Annotated in this window: 16 protein-coding genes; 2 read left to right on the top strand and 14 right to left on the bottom strand. The window is 57.4% G+C overall.

Features of this window, described 5'->3' with window-relative positions:
• Positions 1 to 51: 51 nt before the first annotated feature.
• On the top strand, positions 52 to 1,113 hold the full coding sequence (locus Y71_RS07210; RefSeq protein ID WP_081120716.1) for an AI-2E family transporter: 1,062 nt from the start codon (positions 52 to 54) through the stop codon (positions 1,111 to 1,113).
• A 40-nt stretch (positions 1,114 to 1,153) separates the two neighbouring features.
• Here Y71_RS07210 and focA read toward each other — a convergent pair whose 3' ends face one another.
• The 14 genes from focA to Y71_RS07280 form a co-directional block, all read right to left on the bottom strand.
• Entirely contained in the window at positions 1,154 to 2,011 is an 858-nt protein-coding gene (gene focA, locus Y71_RS07215) for a formate transporter FocA (RefSeq protein ID WP_007370862.1), read from the bottom strand.
• A gap of 123 nt (positions 2,012 to 2,134) precedes the next feature.
• Positions 2,135 to 4,084, bottom strand: a complete 1,950-nt coding sequence (locus Y71_RS07220; protein WP_007370863.1) for a sigma 54-interacting transcriptional regulator — start codon at positions 4,082 to 4,084, stop codon at positions 2,135 to 2,137.
• 267 nt (positions 4,085 to 4,351) lie between these two features.
• Positions 4,352 to 4,765, bottom strand: a complete 414-nt coding sequence (locus Y71_RS07225) for a formate hydrogenlyase maturation HycH family protein (RefSeq protein WP_007370864.1) — start codon at positions 4,763 to 4,765, stop codon at positions 4,352 to 4,354.
• Positions 4,758 to 5,534 (bottom strand): NADH-quinone oxidoreductase subunit B family protein, encoded by a 777-nt coding sequence (locus Y71_RS07230; protein WP_035888107.1) that lies wholly within the window; start codon positions 5,532 to 5,534, stop codon positions 4,758 to 4,760. Before Y71_RS07230 ends, Y71_RS07225 begins: the two co-directional genes overlap by 8 nt.
• Positions 5,531 to 6,079, bottom strand: a complete 549-nt coding sequence (gene hyfH, locus Y71_RS07235; RefSeq protein WP_007370866.1) for a hydrogenase 4 subunit H — start codon at positions 6,077 to 6,079, stop codon at positions 5,531 to 5,533. The genes Y71_RS07230 and hyfH overlap by 4 nt, the downstream gene beginning before the upstream one ends.
• A gap of 11 nt (positions 6,080 to 6,090) precedes the next feature.
• Positions 6,091 to 7,752 (bottom strand): hydrogenase large subunit, encoded by a 1,662-nt coding sequence (locus Y71_RS07240; protein ID WP_090397560.1) that lies wholly within the window; start codon positions 7,750 to 7,752, stop codon positions 6,091 to 6,093.
• A 68-nt stretch (positions 7,753 to 7,820) separates the two neighbouring features.
• Positions 7,821 to 9,404, bottom strand: coding sequence for a hydrogenase 4 subunit F (gene hyfF, locus Y71_RS07245; protein WP_035942133.1), 1,584 nt, complete (start codon positions 9,402 to 9,404; stop codon positions 7,821 to 7,823).
• 4 nt (positions 9,405 to 9,408) lie between these two features.
• Entirely contained in the window at positions 9,409 to 10,059 is a 651-nt protein-coding gene (gene hyfE, locus Y71_RS07250; protein WP_007370869.1) for a hydrogenase 4 membrane subunit, read from the bottom strand.
• Positions 10,060 to 10,070: 11 nt separating this feature from the next.
• Positions 10,071 to 11,510, bottom strand: coding sequence for a hydrogenase 4 subunit D (locus Y71_RS07255; protein WP_007370870.1), 1,440 nt, complete (start codon positions 11,508 to 11,510; stop codon positions 10,071 to 10,073).
• A 16-nt stretch (positions 11,511 to 11,526) separates the two neighbouring features.
• Positions 11,527 to 12,474, bottom strand: a complete 948-nt coding sequence (locus Y71_RS07260) for a respiratory chain complex I subunit 1 family protein (RefSeq protein ID WP_090396346.1) — start codon at positions 12,472 to 12,474, stop codon at positions 11,527 to 11,529.
• A 13-nt stretch (positions 12,475 to 12,487) separates the two neighbouring features.
• Positions 12,488 to 14,509, bottom strand: coding sequence for a hydrogenase 4 subunit B (gene hyfB / locus Y71_RS07265; RefSeq protein WP_007370872.1), 2,022 nt, complete (start codon positions 14,507 to 14,509; stop codon positions 12,488 to 12,490).
• A complete protein-coding gene (locus Y71_RS07270; protein ID WP_007370873.1) occupies positions 14,509 to 15,129 on the bottom strand; it encodes a 4Fe-4S dicluster domain-containing protein in 621 nt (206 codons plus the stop codon). Before Y71_RS07270 ends, hyfB begins: the two co-directional genes overlap by 1 nt.
• Positions 15,130 to 15,396: 267 nt before the next feature.
• Complete coding sequence (gene bcp, locus Y71_RS07275) at positions 15,397 to 15,867, bottom strand: thioredoxin-dependent thiol peroxidase (RefSeq protein ID WP_007370874.1); 471 nt, start codon at positions 15,865 to 15,867, stop codon at positions 15,397 to 15,399.
• Positions 15,867 to 16,439, bottom strand: coding sequence for a glycine cleavage system transcriptional repressor (locus tag Y71_RS07280; protein ID WP_007370875.1), 573 nt, complete (start codon positions 16,437 to 16,439; stop codon positions 15,867 to 15,869). The genes bcp and Y71_RS07280 overlap by 1 nt, the downstream gene beginning before the upstream one ends.
• 145 nt (positions 16,440 to 16,584) lie before the next feature.
• On the opposite strand from Y71_RS07280, the gene dapA reads away from it, so the two are divergent.
• Positions 16,585 to 17,463 carry a 4-hydroxy-tetrahydrodipicolinate synthase gene (gene dapA / locus Y71_RS07285; protein WP_007370876.1) on the top strand — a complete coding sequence of 293 codons (879 nt, stop codon included), beginning with the start codon at positions 16,585 to 16,587 and terminating at the stop codon, positions 17,461 to 17,463.
• Positions 17,464 to 17,469 lie beyond the last annotated feature (6 nt).

Raw genomic sequence — 17,469 nt, forward strand, 5'->3', positions numbered from 1 at the left:
ATACAATTCCACTTCTTACTCCTCAGCCCACAAGGCTTATGAAGGAACGTTATGCTTGAAATGTTGATGCAGTGGTATCGCCGTCGCTTCAGCGACCCGGAGGCGATTGCGCTGCTGGTCATTCTGCTTGCCGGATTCTGTATCCTCTTCTTCTTTAGCGGCCTGCTTGCGCCGCTGCTGGTGGCGCTGGTTATCGCTTACCTGCTGGAGTGGCCAACCGTTCGTCTGGAAAGAATCGGCTGTTCGCGCAACTGGGCGGCGTCGATTGTGCTGGTGCTGTTTGTCGGCATTCTGCTGGTGATGGCCTTTGTGGTGATGCCGGTAGTCTGGCAGCAGGGGATTTACCTGATCCGCGACATGCCCGGCATGTTGAGCAAACTCTCTGATTTCGCCGCCACGCTGCCGCGCCGTTATCCGGCGCTAATGGATGCGGGCATCATTGATGCGATGGCGGAAAATATGCGCTCGCGCATGCTGACAATGGGCGATTCGGTGGTGAAATACTCCCTCGCTTCGCTGGTCGGGCTGTTGACGCTGGCGGTCTATCTGGTGCTGGTGCCGCTGATGGTCTTTTTTCTTGTCAAAGACAAAGAGCAGATGCTTAACGCCGTGCGCCGCGTCTTGCCGCGCAATCGCGGGCTGGCGGGACAGGTGTGGAAAGAGATGAACCAGCAGATCACCAACTATATTCGCGGCAAAGTGCTGGAGATGATTGTCGTCGGCATCGCCACCTGGATTGGTTTCATTCTGTTTGGCCTTAACTATTCGCTGCTGCTGGCGGTGCTGGTCGGTTTCTCGGTGTTGATCCCTTACATCGGCGCTTTTGTGGTCACCATTCCGGTGGTCGGCGTGGCGCTGTTCCAGTTTGGCCTCGGCACTGAGTTCTGGAGCTGCTTTGCGGTGTATCTGATTATTCAGGCGCTGGATGGCAATTTGCTGGTGCCGGTGCTGTTCTCCGAAGCGGTAAACCTGCATCCGTTGGTGATCATTCTGTCGGTGATCATTTTCGGTGGGCTCTGGGGTTTTTGGGGCGTTTTCTTTGCCATTCCGCTCGCCACGCTGATTCAGGCGGTGATCCACGCCTGGCCGGATTCGCCTGCCATCGAAGAGTAGCGCCACCGGGCGGCGCACGCATTGCCGCCCGGCATCGGGCTTAATGTCCGGCATGGTCATTACGCAGATAGATAATCCAGTACGTCACGCCGACTAACACTCCGCCGCCAATGATATTGCCAATCGTGACCGGAATCAGGTTATCCGTAATTACCCTGCCGAAGGTTAACGCCGGGAAGTTATCCGGCGAACTGTGCACCGTCGCCCAGAAACTTGCCGGGGCAAAATCGCGGATAATGACCGCCAGCGGCAGCAGAAACATATTGGCAATGCTGTGTTCAAAACCGCTGGCGACAAACATGCCGATCGGCAGCAGCATCGCCATAATTTTGTCCGTCAGCGTATGGCCGGAATAACTGATCCACACCGCCAGGCAGACCATCAGATTACACAGCGTCCCGAGGCACACCGCCTCAATAAAGGTGTGATGCATTTTATGATCGGCGGTTTGCAGCACGTTCAGCCCCCACAGGCCGTTGCTGCTCATCGTCTGCCCGGCAAACCAAATCAGCGCGACAAAAAACAGCGCACCGACCAGATTGCCGAGATAAACAATGACCCAGTTGCCGATCAGTTGCCGCCAGCTTATCAGGCCGCTGGCTTTCGCCATCACCGTCAGTACGGTTGAGGTAAAGAGATCCGCGCCGCACACCACCACCAGAATAAGCCCCAGCGAGAAACAGACGCCGCCCGCCAGTTTTGCCAGCGCGGTGGCAGGCGCAGGCCCGCTGGTGACGGTGATATAAAAGACAAAAGCAATCGAGATAAATACGCCCGCCGTTACCGCGAGAAAGAACGACAACTCTTTCTTCTTGCTGACTTTATACAAACCTGACTGTTCGGCGACTTTTGCCATTTCCGCAGGAAGTCGCAGGTCAAACGCGTTGCCGGTATCCATTTGATTCTCCTGATGCAATGTCAATGAAGGCGTGGCTTCAGGCCACTCGCCGTCATATGCATAGCCCGTACCAGCCGGGGCAGGAGAATCAGCGGGAAAGTGTCAACCCGTTCACAAAAATGATCACAGCACTTCGCGTACCGCAATACCGAGGCGCTGCATGCGTGATAACAACGTGGTGCGCTTCATACCAAGCCGCGCAGCCGCACCGCGAGGGCCAGCGACAATGCCGTTGGTTTCGCGCAGTACCTGAATAATGCGTGCCCGTTCCTCTTCGTCATTTTCCGGCGGTTCGGGGTGCATCATCTCCGCCACTTTCGGCAGCGGGAAGGGAAAAGGATCGTGAACCACCGGCTGCACCATACTGACTGGCTGCGCATTGAGGTGCAGATTCAGTGTGTTATCGCGTGAAAGCAATACCGCACGTTCAATCACGTTCTCCAGTTCACGCACGTTGCCGGGCCATTCGTAGCGCATCAACTGGCGGAGAGTCTCTGCCGGGATGGTATCAATGGTGCGGTTCAGGCGACGCGCCAGTTTTTGCGTGAAATAGCGTGCCAGCAGCGGAATGTCATCCGGGCGCTCGCGCAGCGGCGGCAGCACTAGCGGGAAGACATTCAGGCGATAAAAGAGATCGTTGCGAAACTCGCGGTCGATCACCATCTGGCGCAGATCGCGGTTGGTGGCGGCAATCACCCGCACATTCACCGGGATGGTCCGGTTGCCGCCGATGCGTTCGATCTCGCGCTCCTGCAATACGCGCAGCAGCTTGGGTTGCAGTTCAAGCGGCATATCGCCGATCTCATCGAGGAACAGCGTACCCTCATCGGCCATTTCAAAGCGTCCGCGGTGCGTGTTAATCGCGCCGGTAAAGGCACCTTTATCGTGACCAAACAGTTCGCTTTCCAGCAGGCTGGAGGGGATCGCGGCACAGTTGATTTTCACCAGCGGTTTATCTTTACGCGGGCTCATCTGATGCAGCGCGCGGGCGATGATCTCTTTCCCGGTGCCGGTTTCGCCGAGGATCAGCACCGTGCTGTCGCTCAGGGCGACAATATTGACCTGCTGGAGCACGTCGCGCATCGCCTCGCTCTGGTAAATAATGTCGCCGAAACTCTGGCTGGAGGCGATCTGCTCGTTGAGCTGGCGGTTTTCGCTGTTCAGATTCTCTTTCAGATGGATAACTTTGCGGTACGCGTCGGCATTATCGACGGCGATACCAATTCTGTCGGCGATCTGCTGTAGCAATCGACAATTTTGTTCAGTGAAAACGGATGCCTCATGGTGCGCCAGTAGCAGCACGCCCGTGGACTGGTGGCTGTAGGCCAGCGGCAAAATAAACACCGTGTTCAGCCCCTGCAGCGCCAACTGGCTGAGCACCGCATCGCTGTGCCACAGCGCCGCATCCTGATCCTGCTGGAGCAGCGCGCCGCGATGTTCGTTCAGCGCGGCCAGCAAAACCGGGCTTTCACTGCGTAGCGGGAATCGCTCTGTTTCCGGCGGGCAACTGGGAAAATGGGTGACATGGCAGTTAAGCTGGTGTGAATGCAGCGTATCGCGCAGCACCATGCGAATATTATCGATGCCGAAAAAGCGGTGGATCTCCTGCGAAACATCCGCCACCAGATCGTCAAGATCGAGATGCGACAGCACCGAGTTAGTGATGTCCACCAGCACCCGGTGGTGATCGCGCTCTTCGCGCAACGCCGTGACTGACTGGCGGAGTTTTTCGCTCGCCAGCATCTCCTCCAGCGCCTGCGTCGCCAGCCGCGTCAGCCAGGCAAACAGCGCATTCTCTTGCGGGCTGAAAGTGCCGCCGTCGGTGCGCACAAAGCGCAGTTCTGCCACATCGCTGCCTTCCAGCAGCACCACGTGCAGCGAGCTGTCGCTGATTGTGTCGCCGTATTCGGCCGTGCAAAACGCCGCGCTGCCATCATCAAAACAGCGCCAGAAAGGGGCGTTATTGAGACGTAATTCAATAAACTGCACGGGGCTGAAGGGGGGCGGCAGGGGGATAAACGCCTGAAGAAGTGAAGCCTTATCATTCTGTTCCAGCAACTGCTGTAAGATCATGGATACGTCGCCCTTCCAGATTTAGCGAGCGTCATTTAAGCCGCAGGTGCGTTGCCTTTCCTTGCCCGGCTGATGCCAGATTCGCTGCGTTTTCCCTGACTGCAACCTGAATGACCTGCTAAAAAGCATGCAAATAAACGCAGTTTTCTCACCAGTTAACCGGTTTTCACTGTTGTTATGTCCTCGGACGTAAAAACCAGCACAAGGGTACAATACCCCTCTAATTTGTAATGTTACAGGCTTCACGTATAAACAAGGTGAATGAAATTAATCCACCCGGCGTACCATCAGATAGAGCGCCGGTTCGTGGGCCATATCCTGTAAGTGTTGTAATAGCTGGCGGCTCCAGCCTCGCCACGGTTCCTCCGCCGTTTTGGCCAGCCGGGCGAAATCGGGCGCCAGCAGATTGACATGGCTGGCGTCGATGACGATTTCGCCGAAGGTGAGCAGCCCCTGCATTTTACGCCGCGCGTCGGCGTCCTCCATCAGCGTCAGCCACTGTTGGTAGGCATCCAGCGGGCAGGCCAGCGCGACGTTGAGGCAATCGATCACCCCAACGTGATGACCAATAGCCAGCGAGTAGTACATCACCTGACGGCTTTTCTCCTCCAGTTCAACGCTGTCATCGACAAACTTTTGCCGCAGCGTCCAGAACATCACCTGCGCGGTTTGCTCAGACATGGTGGCGCTCCAGCTCACTCATTAATTGCTGCACGATCGCCGTCAGACGGGGATCCGCCGCCTGTTGCAGCCAGGCATTCACCCGTGATGCGCGCTGGCCGATCTCGCCTTCGCTCAGCAACGCAAAAAGATGATCGACGATTTCGCGCCCCTGGCGATAACCCGCCAGTTGCCGCGCCTGGCGCTCAAGGGTCACGCGCAGCGCCAGCGGCAGAGCAGGCCAGTTGACGCTGGCCGTTTCGTTTGGTGTCTGGATATGGTCAACCGCGTGCAGTTTCTGCTCCAGCAGGCCCAGTGCTACCGCGAAACCATGAATGGTGGCCGCCGGCGTCGGCGGGCAGCCGGGGATCCAGACATCAATCGGCACGATGGTGTCGCTGCCGCCCCACACGCAGTAAAGATCGTGGAAAATTCCGCCGCCGACGCCGCATGCGCCGTAGGAGATAGCAATTTTATGATCGGGCGCGGCATCCCAGGCGCGTAAAGCGGGCATGCGCATCGCGCGGGTCACCGCGCCGGTAAACAGCAAAATGTCGGCGTGACGCGGCGAAGCCACTACTTTGATGCCAAAGCGCTCGGCGTCGAACAGCGGCGTAATGGCAGCGAAAATCTCGATTTCACAGCCGTTGCAGCCACCGCAATCCACGCGGTAAACATAGGCGGAACGCTGGATATCGCGCAGCAAAAGCTGTTTGATTTTTTGCGCTGACTCATCAAGCTGCACCGGCTGGCTGACATGCTGCGACAGTATCTTCAGGTCGGAACTCATGCTTGCTCCTCAAGATAGTAATGAATGTTGGTGCTGTTGTGGTGTTCCAGCGCGGCACGACGCCGACAGGCCGGGCAGATGCACGCCTGCGCGCGCAGGGAATCGGCCAGTTCCAGGTTGTTCTGGCTGAGGGTCAGCAGTTCAACCGCCAGTGTGACCGATTTTTCCGGCGCGAAAGGCACGCCGCATTCGGTGCAGTGCTGCAAACGAAATGTCGCGCGCACATACAGATCGGCTTTGCGGGTGACCGCCAGTTCAAACTCTTCTGACAAATGGATAGCCCGCGTCGGGCACACCTCTTCGCAACGGCCGCAGTAAATGCAGCGGCCAATAAACAACTGCCAGACGCGGCGGTTTTCCTCTGGCGTGGTTTCCATGGTCAGCGCATTCGCCGGGCAGGCGGTAGTGCAGGCGCCGCAGGCAATGCATTGCAACGGATCCAGTTCGGGTTTACCGCGAAAACCGGGGCACACCTCCAGCGGCGCAAACGGGTATTTCACCGTGGGTTCGCCCGCCCTGAGAATGGTCTTCAACAATTTCAGCATCGTTTCTTTCCTTACTTCAGCGGCGAGTGGCGACGTTCAATGCCGTAACGTTCGATCTCTTTATAGGGCACGGTCGTCGATTTACGTTTACGCACGTCAACCAGCGTGACGCGGTCCGTGCACGAGTAGCAGGGATCGAGGCTGCCGATAATTAGCGGCGCGTCGGAGACGGTGTTGCCGCGCAGCATATAGCGCAGCACAGGCCAGTTGGCGTAGGTGGCCGCACGGCAGCGCCAGCGGTAGAGCTTCTGATTGTCGCCGAGCATGCTCCAGTGCACATCTTCCCCGCGCGGCGCTTCAACATAACCGAGGGCGAATTTATGCGGCTGGTAGCTGAAGCCTTCGGTCAGCAGCGGCGTGTCCGGCAGGTTATCGAGGCCAAACTCAATCATCGCCAGCGAATCAAACACCTCTTTTACCCGCACCATGAGGCGCGAGAAGACATCGCCATCCGGCCAGGTGAACAGGGTTTTCGGCAGGTTGCCGTAGTCGGCATAAGGGTGATCGAAGCGCAGATCGCGGGCGAAACCACTGCCGCGAATCAGCGGCCCCACCGGGCTGAAATCCCGTGCGACCTGGCGGTCAAGAATGCCGACGCCCTGGGTGCGCTGTGCCATGTTCGGCGTCGAGAGCAGCATATCCACCAGTTGCGTCACTTCGGCACGCATCTCTTTCACCAGTTGGATGGTCTTGACGCGTTGCTCTTTCAGAATGTCGCGGCGAATACCGCCAATCAGGTTCAGACCGTAGGTTTTGCGCGAGCCGGTCAGCAGCTCCGCCATCGTCATCGACTTCTCGCGGATGCGGAAAAACTGCATAAACCCGGTGTCGAAACCGACAAAGTGGCTGGAAAGGCCAATGTTAAGCAGGTGGCTGTGCAGCCGCTCTACTTCCAGCAGCACCGAACGGATAGTGTGCGCACGCTGTGGCACCACAATGCCCAGCGCGTTTTCCACCGAGGTGGTATAGGCAACGCTATGGGCAAAACCGCAAATGCCGCAAACCCGATCCGAGAGGAAGGTGACTTCGTTATAGCCCATGCGGGTTTCCGCCAGTTTCTCCATGCCGCGATGCACATAGAACAGACGGTAATCGGCATCGACAATCCGCTCTCCATCGACAAACAGACGGAAGTGGCCAGGTTCGTCAGAGGTGATATGCAGCGGGCCAATCGGCACGATGCGCGCAGAATTGCCGCCATCATTGATAAAGGTGTAATTCTCCGTGTCGCTGGTCGGTTCCGGACGCAGGCGATAATCCATGGTGTCTTTGCGCAGCGGATGCAGATCGTCCGGCCAGTCGTCCGGTAAGACCAGCCGACGTTGATCCGGCAGGCCAACCGGGATCAGCCCGTACATATCGCGGATCTCACGTTCGCCCCACACGGCAGCGGGTACGCGCGGCGTCACCGACGGGAATTCCCGCGTATTGGCATCAACCAACGCTTTCACCACGATCCAGCACTTTTCCGCCCCTTCCATCGACAGTGCGTAATAGACTGCATAATGGCCGTTAAGGCTGCGTTCGTCGTTGCCAAACAGTACCGGCAGCCAGCCGTCATGCTGGTAATAGAGATAGTGAACAATCTCCGGTAACAGGTTGATCTTCACCGTAATGGTGACTTGTTCGAAGGTCTGGCGTTCTTCTTCCAGCACCGCGCCGGGAAACTGCATTTTCAACGCCGCAAGGCAGGCATTGCCGCGCGGCTGCTGGTGGTTCACGCTTGCTAAATAACTCACTTTCACTCTCCCTGGACGTGCGATGGTGTTGCCGACGTGGCGGTAGTATCAAACGTGACCCACAGCCAGCTCAGCCGGGTGGGGCGCTCATCGTCGCCGGACAGTACGATGCTTGAGGCTCCGGCCAGCAAACGGCTGACCGGCTGCGGAATATGGGTACCCATCACCAGCATCATCACCAGTAACAGCACCATCGGAACGGTGGTCAGCCAGCCCCGTTCACCGCTGGCAACCTGCTGCGGCGGCGTGGCGAACAGCACTTTGGCGACCATGCGCACCAGCCCGCCAAGTACCAGCGTCAGCAGCAACAGCAGCACCAGCGTTACCACCAGGTGCTCAGCCGCCAGCCCGGCGGTGACAGTCATAAATTCACTGAGGAAGATGTTGAATGGCGGCATACCGCCGAGCGCCAGCGCACCGCCGCCAAGCAACACGGCGGTCAGCGGCATCACTTTCAACATGCCGCATACCACATCCAGATTGCGGGTGCCGTACTTCAGCAGCACATTGCCGGAGCCGCAGAACAGCAGCGTTTTGGCGAGGCTGTGATTGAGGGTATGCAGCAGCGCGGCGAAGATGCCGAGCGGTCCGCCGATACCGAGCGCCACCGCCACCAGCCCCATATTTTCTACGCTGGAGTAGGCCAGCAGGCGTTTCATATCTTGCTGTACCAGGATGAAGAAGGCGGCAACGCCAACCGACAGCATGCCGAACACCAGCAGTAGCGTATTGGGGAAGCTGTCGCCAATGGCGTGACAAATAATGATGTAGTAACGAATCAGCACCAGCAGCGCGCAGTTGAGCAGCACCGCCGAGAGCAGGGCGCTCACCGGGCTGGGGGCTTCACTGTGCGCATCCGGCAGCCAGGCGTGCATCGGGAAAAGGCCGGTTTTGGTCCCAAAACCGATCAGCACAAAGACAAAAGCCAGCACCATTAATGTCGGGTCGAGTTTGCTGCTCTCTTTCAGCACTTCCGTCCAGAAAATGGCGTGATCCGGCTCGGCCATAAAGCTGGCGGCATTGGCATACACCAGCACGGTGCCGAACAGGCCAAATGCCACGCCAACGGTACAGATGATGATGTATTTCCACGCTGCTTCCAGCGAGGAGCGTTGACCGTAAATACCCACCAGAAACGCCGAGCTGAGGGTGGTGGCCTCAATTGCTGCCCACATCACAATCAGGTTGTTGCTGGTCACAACCAGTAACATGGTGAACAGGAACAGATGAAAGAAACCGTAGTAGTAACAGAGCGTGGATACGCTGATTTCGCCGTGATCGACTTCATGACGCATATAGCCAATCGAATACAGCCCGGTGAGAAAACCGATAATCCCCAGCAGCGACAAAAATAGACCGCTCAAACTATCAATGTGCAGCCAGCGGTGCGCGCCGAAAATTTCCCCTTCCTGCACGGCTTCTGCCACCGTCCACAATGCGACAATCAGTAACAGCGTAATGCCCAGTGAGTGCACCACCGTGACCAGCGTCCGCGCCGCATTCCCGCTCAACCGGCAGGCAAAACAGAGCGCAGAGACAACCAGCGGCGTCAATAGCAACAGCGTGAACATCAATGCATGACTCATGGTATTACCCCTTCAGCGCCGTAAGGTTGTTAACATCCAGCGTGCCGTGGGTGCGCCAGATTTTCCTTGCCAGCAGCGCCATCACAATCACGGCGAAAATGGCATCCGTCGCTATACCGATCTCAACCAGTTCCGGCGCGCGCCAGGCGAGCAGCGCCAGCACCAGATGCGAGCCGTTTTCCATCAGGCAGTAACCGAATACCTGGCGCAAAATATTGCGCTGGCTGATGATGCACAGCAGACCCAGCAGGAAGTGACCGAGGGCGACAGAGAGCGCTGGTTTAAGCTGGGCGACCATCGGCAGTTGCACCGGATGGACGACAAACCAGCACAGCAGCACAATGGCTGCGGCCATCAGCACCAGCGTTGCCGGGCCAAACAGCCGTTCCCCTGCGCCATCCGGCGCCATCTTGCGAAACGCATAGCCCATAATCAGCGGCACCAGCAGCACCTTGGTGAAGAAGGCGCTGAACGACCACATCAGCAGTTGTTCCGCATCCAGCAACTGCGACAGCGTGAAAAAGATGGAGACCAGCACCAGTGATTGCAGGGCATACAACCAGCAGGAGACGGAGTAGCGTCTGGCGCAGGTGACCAGCAGCGAGGTGAACATCATCAGCCCCGCCAGATTGTTAACAAGCAAAGTTCCCGTCATCATCGACTCCCTTATCCAAGCCACGCCGCAGCAATCACGCTTGAGCACAGCGACATCACAATCAGAATGACCAGCACCAGTTTCATTGCCCACGGCAACGGTGCGGCCTGCGCCACCTCTTCACTCGCTTCGCCCGGTACGACGCGGCCAAACCAGTAGATAAACCAGCCGAAGCTGGCGACCGATTCCACCAGCGCCAGCACCATCACCGGCAGCAGGATCGGGTAGCTATTCGACAGCGCGAACCCGGCGGCAAAGAGGGGAAATTTGCTGAAGAAGCCGTTAAACGGCGGAACACCAGTGATGGCGAGTGCGGCAACGCAAAAGCCGATACCCGCCAGCGGCAGCGTGCGCATCACCCCACGCAAGCGCGGCAACAGGCGAGTGCCGCAGCTGTAGCTCAGCGCACCGGCGACGAGGAAGAACAGGCTCTTGGCGAAAGCGTGGTTGAAGATGTAAACAATCCCCGCTTTGAAGGCCAGCGGCGAACCGAAGGTGGAGAGCGACAGCGCGAGGAAGATCCATGCCAGTTGCGAAATGGTCGACCATGCCAGCAGCCGCTTCATATCTTTTTGCGGCAGGTACATCAAAAAGCCGTAGACCATCGTTATCGTTGCCATCGCCACACCGACCCAGCCGATGACATGGGGTATCTGGCCGCCTTCGGCGATGGCGCGGGCGAAAATATAGACGCCGACTTTCACCATTGACGCGGCGTGTAAGTAAGCGCTCACCGGGGTTGGTGCTTCCATCGCATCCGGCAGCCAGGCTTGTAACGGCAACTGGGCTGATTTCCCCCAGGCGGCAAACAGAATGCCGCCATACACCAGCAAGGTTGGCGCGCCCTGCAACTGGCTGATGGCGCTCAGGGCAAAGGTGCCGGTGTTGAGGAACAGCGTGGCGGCGGCCAGATATAATCCCAGCGAACCAACATGGGTAATCAGCAGCGCTTTCATGGCCGCGCGCTGTGATTTTTCGCTCTGGTAATAGCTGATCAGCGCCCAGGAGCAGCCGCCGGTAATTTCGAAAAACAGCAGTTGACCCAGCAGCGTTGAAGAGAGCACCAGCCCGGACATCGCACCGATAAAAATCAGCAAAAACGCGTAGTAGCGATTGCTGCCATCGTGCGGATGCTCGCGGTTGCCGCGCGTCAGATAGCCGGTCGAATAGAGCGCCACCAGTAGGCCGAGAAACACCACCACAAACAGGATCAGCGTGCTGATGCGATCGACCGTGAGGCCAAACAGCGCTATCTGTCCTGCCGCCAGCAGCGGAATATCCACCGCTTCGCGTCCGGCACTGTAGAAACTGAGCGCCAGCGACAGCGTCGCCGCCGTCGCCAGCAGGGCAAACAGCGTGGCAAGCTGCGGGGCGGTTCGCCGGGGAGACAGTGAGACGATCAGCGCGCCGATAAAGGGCAGCAGCAGCGTCGTCAAAGCAAGAGTTTCCATCGTTTTCCTGTGCTCCTTACAGACCGGTTAACCAGAGAACATACGACAGCGCAGCCAGACTGAAGCCGAGCCAGGTAAGGTGATGCGTCAGCAAAAAGCGTCCGCGCGCCAGCGAGTTCTCCACCAGCGACGCCAGAACGAACACCACCAGCAATTTGATAAGCGTGATAATCAGCGACAGCGCCATCGCGCCGATGCTCAGGCTGGCGGCATTGCCGAAGGGGAAAAACAGCGCCAGAAACAGCGCGGCCATTACTACCTGCTTCAGCCCGATGCCCCATTTCACCAGCGCCAGACCCGCGCCGGAGTATTCGGTCAGCGGCCCTTCCTGCAACTCCTGCTCGGCTTCTGCGACGTCGAAGGGGATTTTGCCCATCTCAATAAAGCAGGCGAACCCGCAGGCGAGTAGCGCTAGCAGAGTGGCGACCGGTGAGATCCAGCCTGACGCCAGCGTGTTGCTGATGGCGCTGATATTGGTGGAACCGGCCAGCAGCGCCAGCACCAACAGCGAAAGGATCAACATCGGCTCCACCAGAATGCCCAGCGTCAGTTCGCGGCTGGCACCGAGGCCGGAGAAGGGGCTGCCGGTATCAAGGCCGGAAAGGGCAAAGAAAAAGCGGAACAGCGCAAAGAGATAAATCAGGGTGATCAGATCGCCTGCGCCAGCGAAGGGCGAGGTGCGGATAAACAGCGGTAATGTCATCGCTACCAGCAACATGCTGCTGAGCAGCACCCACGGCATCACGCGGAACATCAGCCCGGAAGAGGCGGGCGCCACCGCCTGGCGTTTCAAAAGTTTTTGCAGGTCGCGGTAATCCTGCCAGATCCCAGGCCCTCGCCTTGAGTGCATGCGGGCGCGGATCTGGCGCGAAATACCGGTAAATAGCGGCGTCAGCGCCAGCAACAGGGCAGCCTGGCACAGCGCAAACAACCCCAGTGACCACGCAGAAGTCTGTTCTAACATCGTCATTCCCTCCTCACAGCGCAATCGTCAGCAGCAGGATCACCAGCGCGGCAATCACATACAGGCAATAGAGACGGAAATCCCCGCTTTGCAGGTACTGCACCTGACGGGCAATACGCTGAGTCGTGCTGACCAGCGGACGGATAATTTTGTCGTCCCAGAAGGGTTCGGTACGGCTGGCTATCTGCGTAATGCCTCCCAGGCTTTGTTGCAGAGGCGTGGTGGGATCGAGCTGTTTACGCAGGCGATACAGCGGGCCGAACATCACCCGTAGCGGCTGGGTAAAGCTGCCCGCTGAAGGTGCCATGCCTTTCTCCCATGCGTAACCGCAGGCCCAGGCATCGCCGCTGCGTCGCCAGTTGCCGCGCGTCTGGCGGTTGATGTACCAGAACACGCCGGGCAGCAGCGGCAGAGCAATCAGCAGCAGGAACAGGGTGGAGGGCGTCAGCATGGCCTGTTGCGCGTCGCCGGGAACCAGCGTTGCGCCCTGAGTGACGGCAAGAGACGTGCTGGCGGTAAGTGAAAGCGCAACCTGCAACAGGTGCGGCGCGACGACGCTGGCACCGACGCCGCACACAATACAGAGCAGCGCCAGTGCCAGCATGGCGGCAATCATTGGCCATGGCACTTCCCGTGCCTGATCGGCTTTTTCACTGCGCGGGTTACCGCAGAAACTAATACCGTAGACTTTGACGAAGCACATCGCGGCCAGCGCCCCGGTGATCGCCAGCATCACTATCGCGACGGGACCGGCGAGGCGTGGAATGATGGCGTCGATGCGCGTCAGGGAGAAGAGCGACTGGTAGGTGTACCACTCGCTGATAAAACCGTTGAGCGGCGGCATTGCGGAAATGGCGAGACAGCCCACAAGAAATGCACCCGCTGTCCATGGCATCCGCTTCGCCAGCGCGCCCATTTTTTCCATATCGCGGCTGTGCAGACGGTAGATAATCGCCCCGGCGCCGAGAAACAGCAGCCCTTTAAACAACGCATGATTGAGCAGGTGGAACAGCGCGCCCAGCAGGCCGACAGCGGCAATCACCGGCTGGTGCAGCGCAATCCCCGCCATGCCGACGCCGACGCCCATCAAAATGATGCCGATGTTTTCCACCGTGTGCCACGCCAGCAGGCGTTTGATGTCGTGCTCGGCCAGCGCATACAGTACGCCGAGCACTGAAGAAACTGCGCCAAAAGCCAGCACCACCACGCCCCACCACAGCGGAATGCCGCTATGACCAAGCAGGTCGATGCCGACTTTGATGATGCCGAAGATCCCGATTTTCACCATCACGCCGGACATCAGCGCCGAGGCGTGGGACGGGGCTGCCGGGTGGGCGCGCGGCAACCAACTGTGCAGCGGCAACATCCCGGCTTTGGCGCCAAAGCCGAAGAAGGCGAGCAGGAACACCGCCGAAGCGGTGCCCGGTGACAGCAACAGGGTACGGAAGCTGGCGAAATCCAGGCTGCCGCTTTGCCGCCACATCAGGAAGAAGGCGATCATGATCAGCACAGAACCGGCGTGGGCAATAAAGAAGTAGAGCATCCCGGCGCGGATCGATTCGTCATCCTGGTCGGTGATAACCAAAAACCACGAGGCCAGCGACATCATTTCGAACAGCACAATGAACCAGAAGGCGTTATCCATCACCACCAGCCCGACCATCGAGGCGATAAACAGATTCATAAAGAACCCCATCGCACCCGGCCCTTTGCCGAGGTACTCGCGGACATAGGCCAGCGAATAAAGCCCACATAGCGTGACCAGCAGGGAAATCACCAGCAGCATAAAGGCGCTCAGGCTATCCAGCCGCACCATAAAGTGGGCGAAATCAAACGGCCCGGCGGCCTGCCAGACGAGCGTTTCGCCGCCGCCAAGTGCGACCAGTGCGCTGGCAATACCTAATAATCCGCCGAGCATTGCCGAGATGCCGGCGACGTTGATGGCCAGAATTTGCTGACGGGAGAGCAACAGCGAGGCCACGCCACCGGCAACGTACAGCACGATTGACCACATCAATAATTGCAGGGCATCCATTAGCGTTGCTCCGATGAAGGGGAAACGGCCGCGAAAGTGATCTCTGTAGAACTCAGGGCGGCCAGCTCTCTGCGGGTTTTTAACTGTTTATGCATGGCGGAATCCGTCACCAGATGCAGGGCGTTGGTCGGGCAGGCCCGTACGCAGGATGGCCCTTCCGGCAGGAAGTGGCAGAGATCGCATTTCACTGCGATGGTTTGCACACCTGCATTCCAGCGCAAAAAAGGGTGGTCGGTGTTCGGGCTGGCGGGTACATCGCGCAGTTGCTCTTCCGGCAGATGATGTTCGTAACGCGCGGGAATATTCAGTGGACGGCTGCCGGATGGCGTGATCGCGCCGAATGGGCAGACCAGACCGCACAGCTTGCAGCCGATACACAGGGTTTCATTGAGATAAACCGCCTCATCCTTGAAGGAGATGGCGTTGACCGGGCACACCTGTTTACAGGGCGCGTCGTCGCAGTGGCGGCAGAGCACGGGTGCGGTTTTCGTCTGCGTTCGCACCAGCGTGAGCCTCGGATGCTGTTGTAATCCCTGAAGTTTATGCGCATCCGAACACGCGGCAAGGCAGGTGTTGCATCCTATACACCACTCGGGATCGGCAATCACAAAGCGGTTCATGACGGCTCCTTGTTAATGAAGGCAAAATTCGTTGAACCTGCCTTAGCACAAGGTATGCCAGAATGTTAAATCTTTGTATTTCAGTGAGTTGTGTGTTCTTGAACGGACAGGGATGGACAAAAGTGATGGTCAGCACTGAGCGAAAAATAACCTGTCGGCACTAGTGTCGAGACGCGGGAAAGAAATGTGATCGACTTCAAATAAGGCGCGAAGAGAGAAGCGAGAAGGGCGAATCTGGGAGATTCGCCCTCGGAAAAGGAGGCGCAATCAGGCGTTTTCTTTCAGCCAGTTCAGCACGATGTCGTGGTGGTTGCTGGTTTTGAAATCATCAAACACATGTTCAATTTTGCCGTCTGCATCCACGAGGAAGCTGATACGGTGGATGCCGTCGTAGGTTTTACCCATAAAGGATTTTTCACCCCAGACGCCAAACTGCTCGCATACCTGATGGTCTTCATCAGACAGCAGCGTAAAATTGAGCAGCTCTTTTTCGGCAAAACGGGACAGTTTTTCAGGCTTATCCGTGCTGATACCCAGCACTTCTACGCCCGCTTTCTTCAACTCGTCCATGTTATCGCGCAGGCCGCAGGCCTGGACAGTACAGCCTGGTGTCATCGCCTTCGGGTAGAAGTAGACCAGAACACGCTGTCCCTGGAAGTCGGTCAAATTTACTTGTTCTCCGTCTTGATCGGGCAAGCTAAATTTCGGTGCAATATCACCGGCTTTCAGTGGATTCATTACTTAACTCCATCCTGTTCATCATGCTGAGAATAGTTAACGATGTTTATACTGCCTTGCGCGTGCAGTTCTGTACATAGGGCTTTGAACGCCTGCTCAATATTTGATGCGTCTTGTGAGGCCGGGCTGTGAGCGGTGATCTGGATAAATAACTGCGGGACTTCATCTTTATTTCCAGGCTGCGTGCGCGAAACCAGCTCGGCAATATTCATCTTGTGTGCGTCAAACAGCGCCGTAAAGCGCTCAATCAAATGCGGTGAATCAGGAACCTCAACCTGCACCCAAACGGTGGCGGGCATATCAGGGCGTGGACGGGCGTCGGTGCGCTTCATGACGATCAGCAAATCCAGCTCTGCGCCTTTCAGCGGCAAGGTGGATTCAATTAACGTAATGGCATTCCACGACCCGGAAAGCAGCATAATAAAAGTGAACTCTTCCCCCAGCATCGCCAGTCGACTGTCTTCAATATTACAACCGCAGCTACTGACGTGGCGTGTGATCGTGTTCACAATGCCAGGCCGGTCGGCCCCCAGCGCAGTGATAACCAAAAAATGTTGTGATGAGGTTGTCAAACCTGTGCTTCCTGTCAAACGTGAGGTAATCATAAGGAAAGCATAAAAAAAACCGGCATACAACCGCCACTGAGCCTCAGGTCTCTTGCTTTTCTTACAGCACCGCACGTACCATTGAGAATCTTGTTAGCACAGAGGATGGCCCATGTTCACGGGAAGTATTGTCGCGCTTGTCACGCCGATGGATTCGCAAGGTAAAGTCTGCCGCTCAAGCCTGAAGAAACTGATTGATTATCATGTCGCCAACGGAACCTCGGCGATCGTATCGGTAGGGACTACCGGTGAATCCGCCACGCTAAGCCACGAAGAACATGCCGATGTGGTGATGATGACCGTGGAACTGGCCGAAGGGCGCATCCCTGTTATTGCCGGGACGGGCGCAAACGCCACCGCAGAAGCCATCAGCCTGACGAAACGCTTTAATAACAGCGGTATTGTCGGCTGTCTGACCGTCACGCCGTACTACAACCGTCCTACTCAGGAAGGTCTGTTCCAGCATTTTAAAGCCATCGCCGAACATACTGACCTGCCGCAAATTCTGTATAATGTGCCGTCGCGTACCGGCTGCGATATGCTGCCGGAAACCGTGGGTCGCCTGGCGGAAATTAAAAATATTGTCGGTATTAAAGAAGCAACCGGGAACTTAACGCGTGTTCATCAGATCAAAGAGCTGGTTTCAGATGACTTTATTCTGGTGAGCGGTGATGATGCCAGCGCGCTGGACTTTATGCAGCTCGGCGGCGACGGCGTTATTTCCGTGACCGCTAACGTCGCGGCGCGAGATATGGCAGAAATGTGCAAACTGGCTACCCAGGGGCATTTCGCCGAAGCGCGCGTGATTAACCAGCGTCTGATGCCGTTACACAACAAACTATTTGTCGAACCCAATCCGATCCCGGTCAAATGGGCATGTAAGGAGTTGGGGCTTGTAGCAACCGATACGCTACGTTTGCCGATGACGCCGATCACCAATAGTGGTCGTGAGGTTGTCCGTGCAGCGCTTAAGCATGCCGGTCTGCTGTAAAGTTTA

Source organism: Kosakonia radicincitans DSM 16656 (genome assembly GCF_000280495.2).
GTDB lineage: Bacteria > Pseudomonadota > Gammaproteobacteria > Enterobacterales > Enterobacteriaceae > Kosakonia > Kosakonia radicincitans.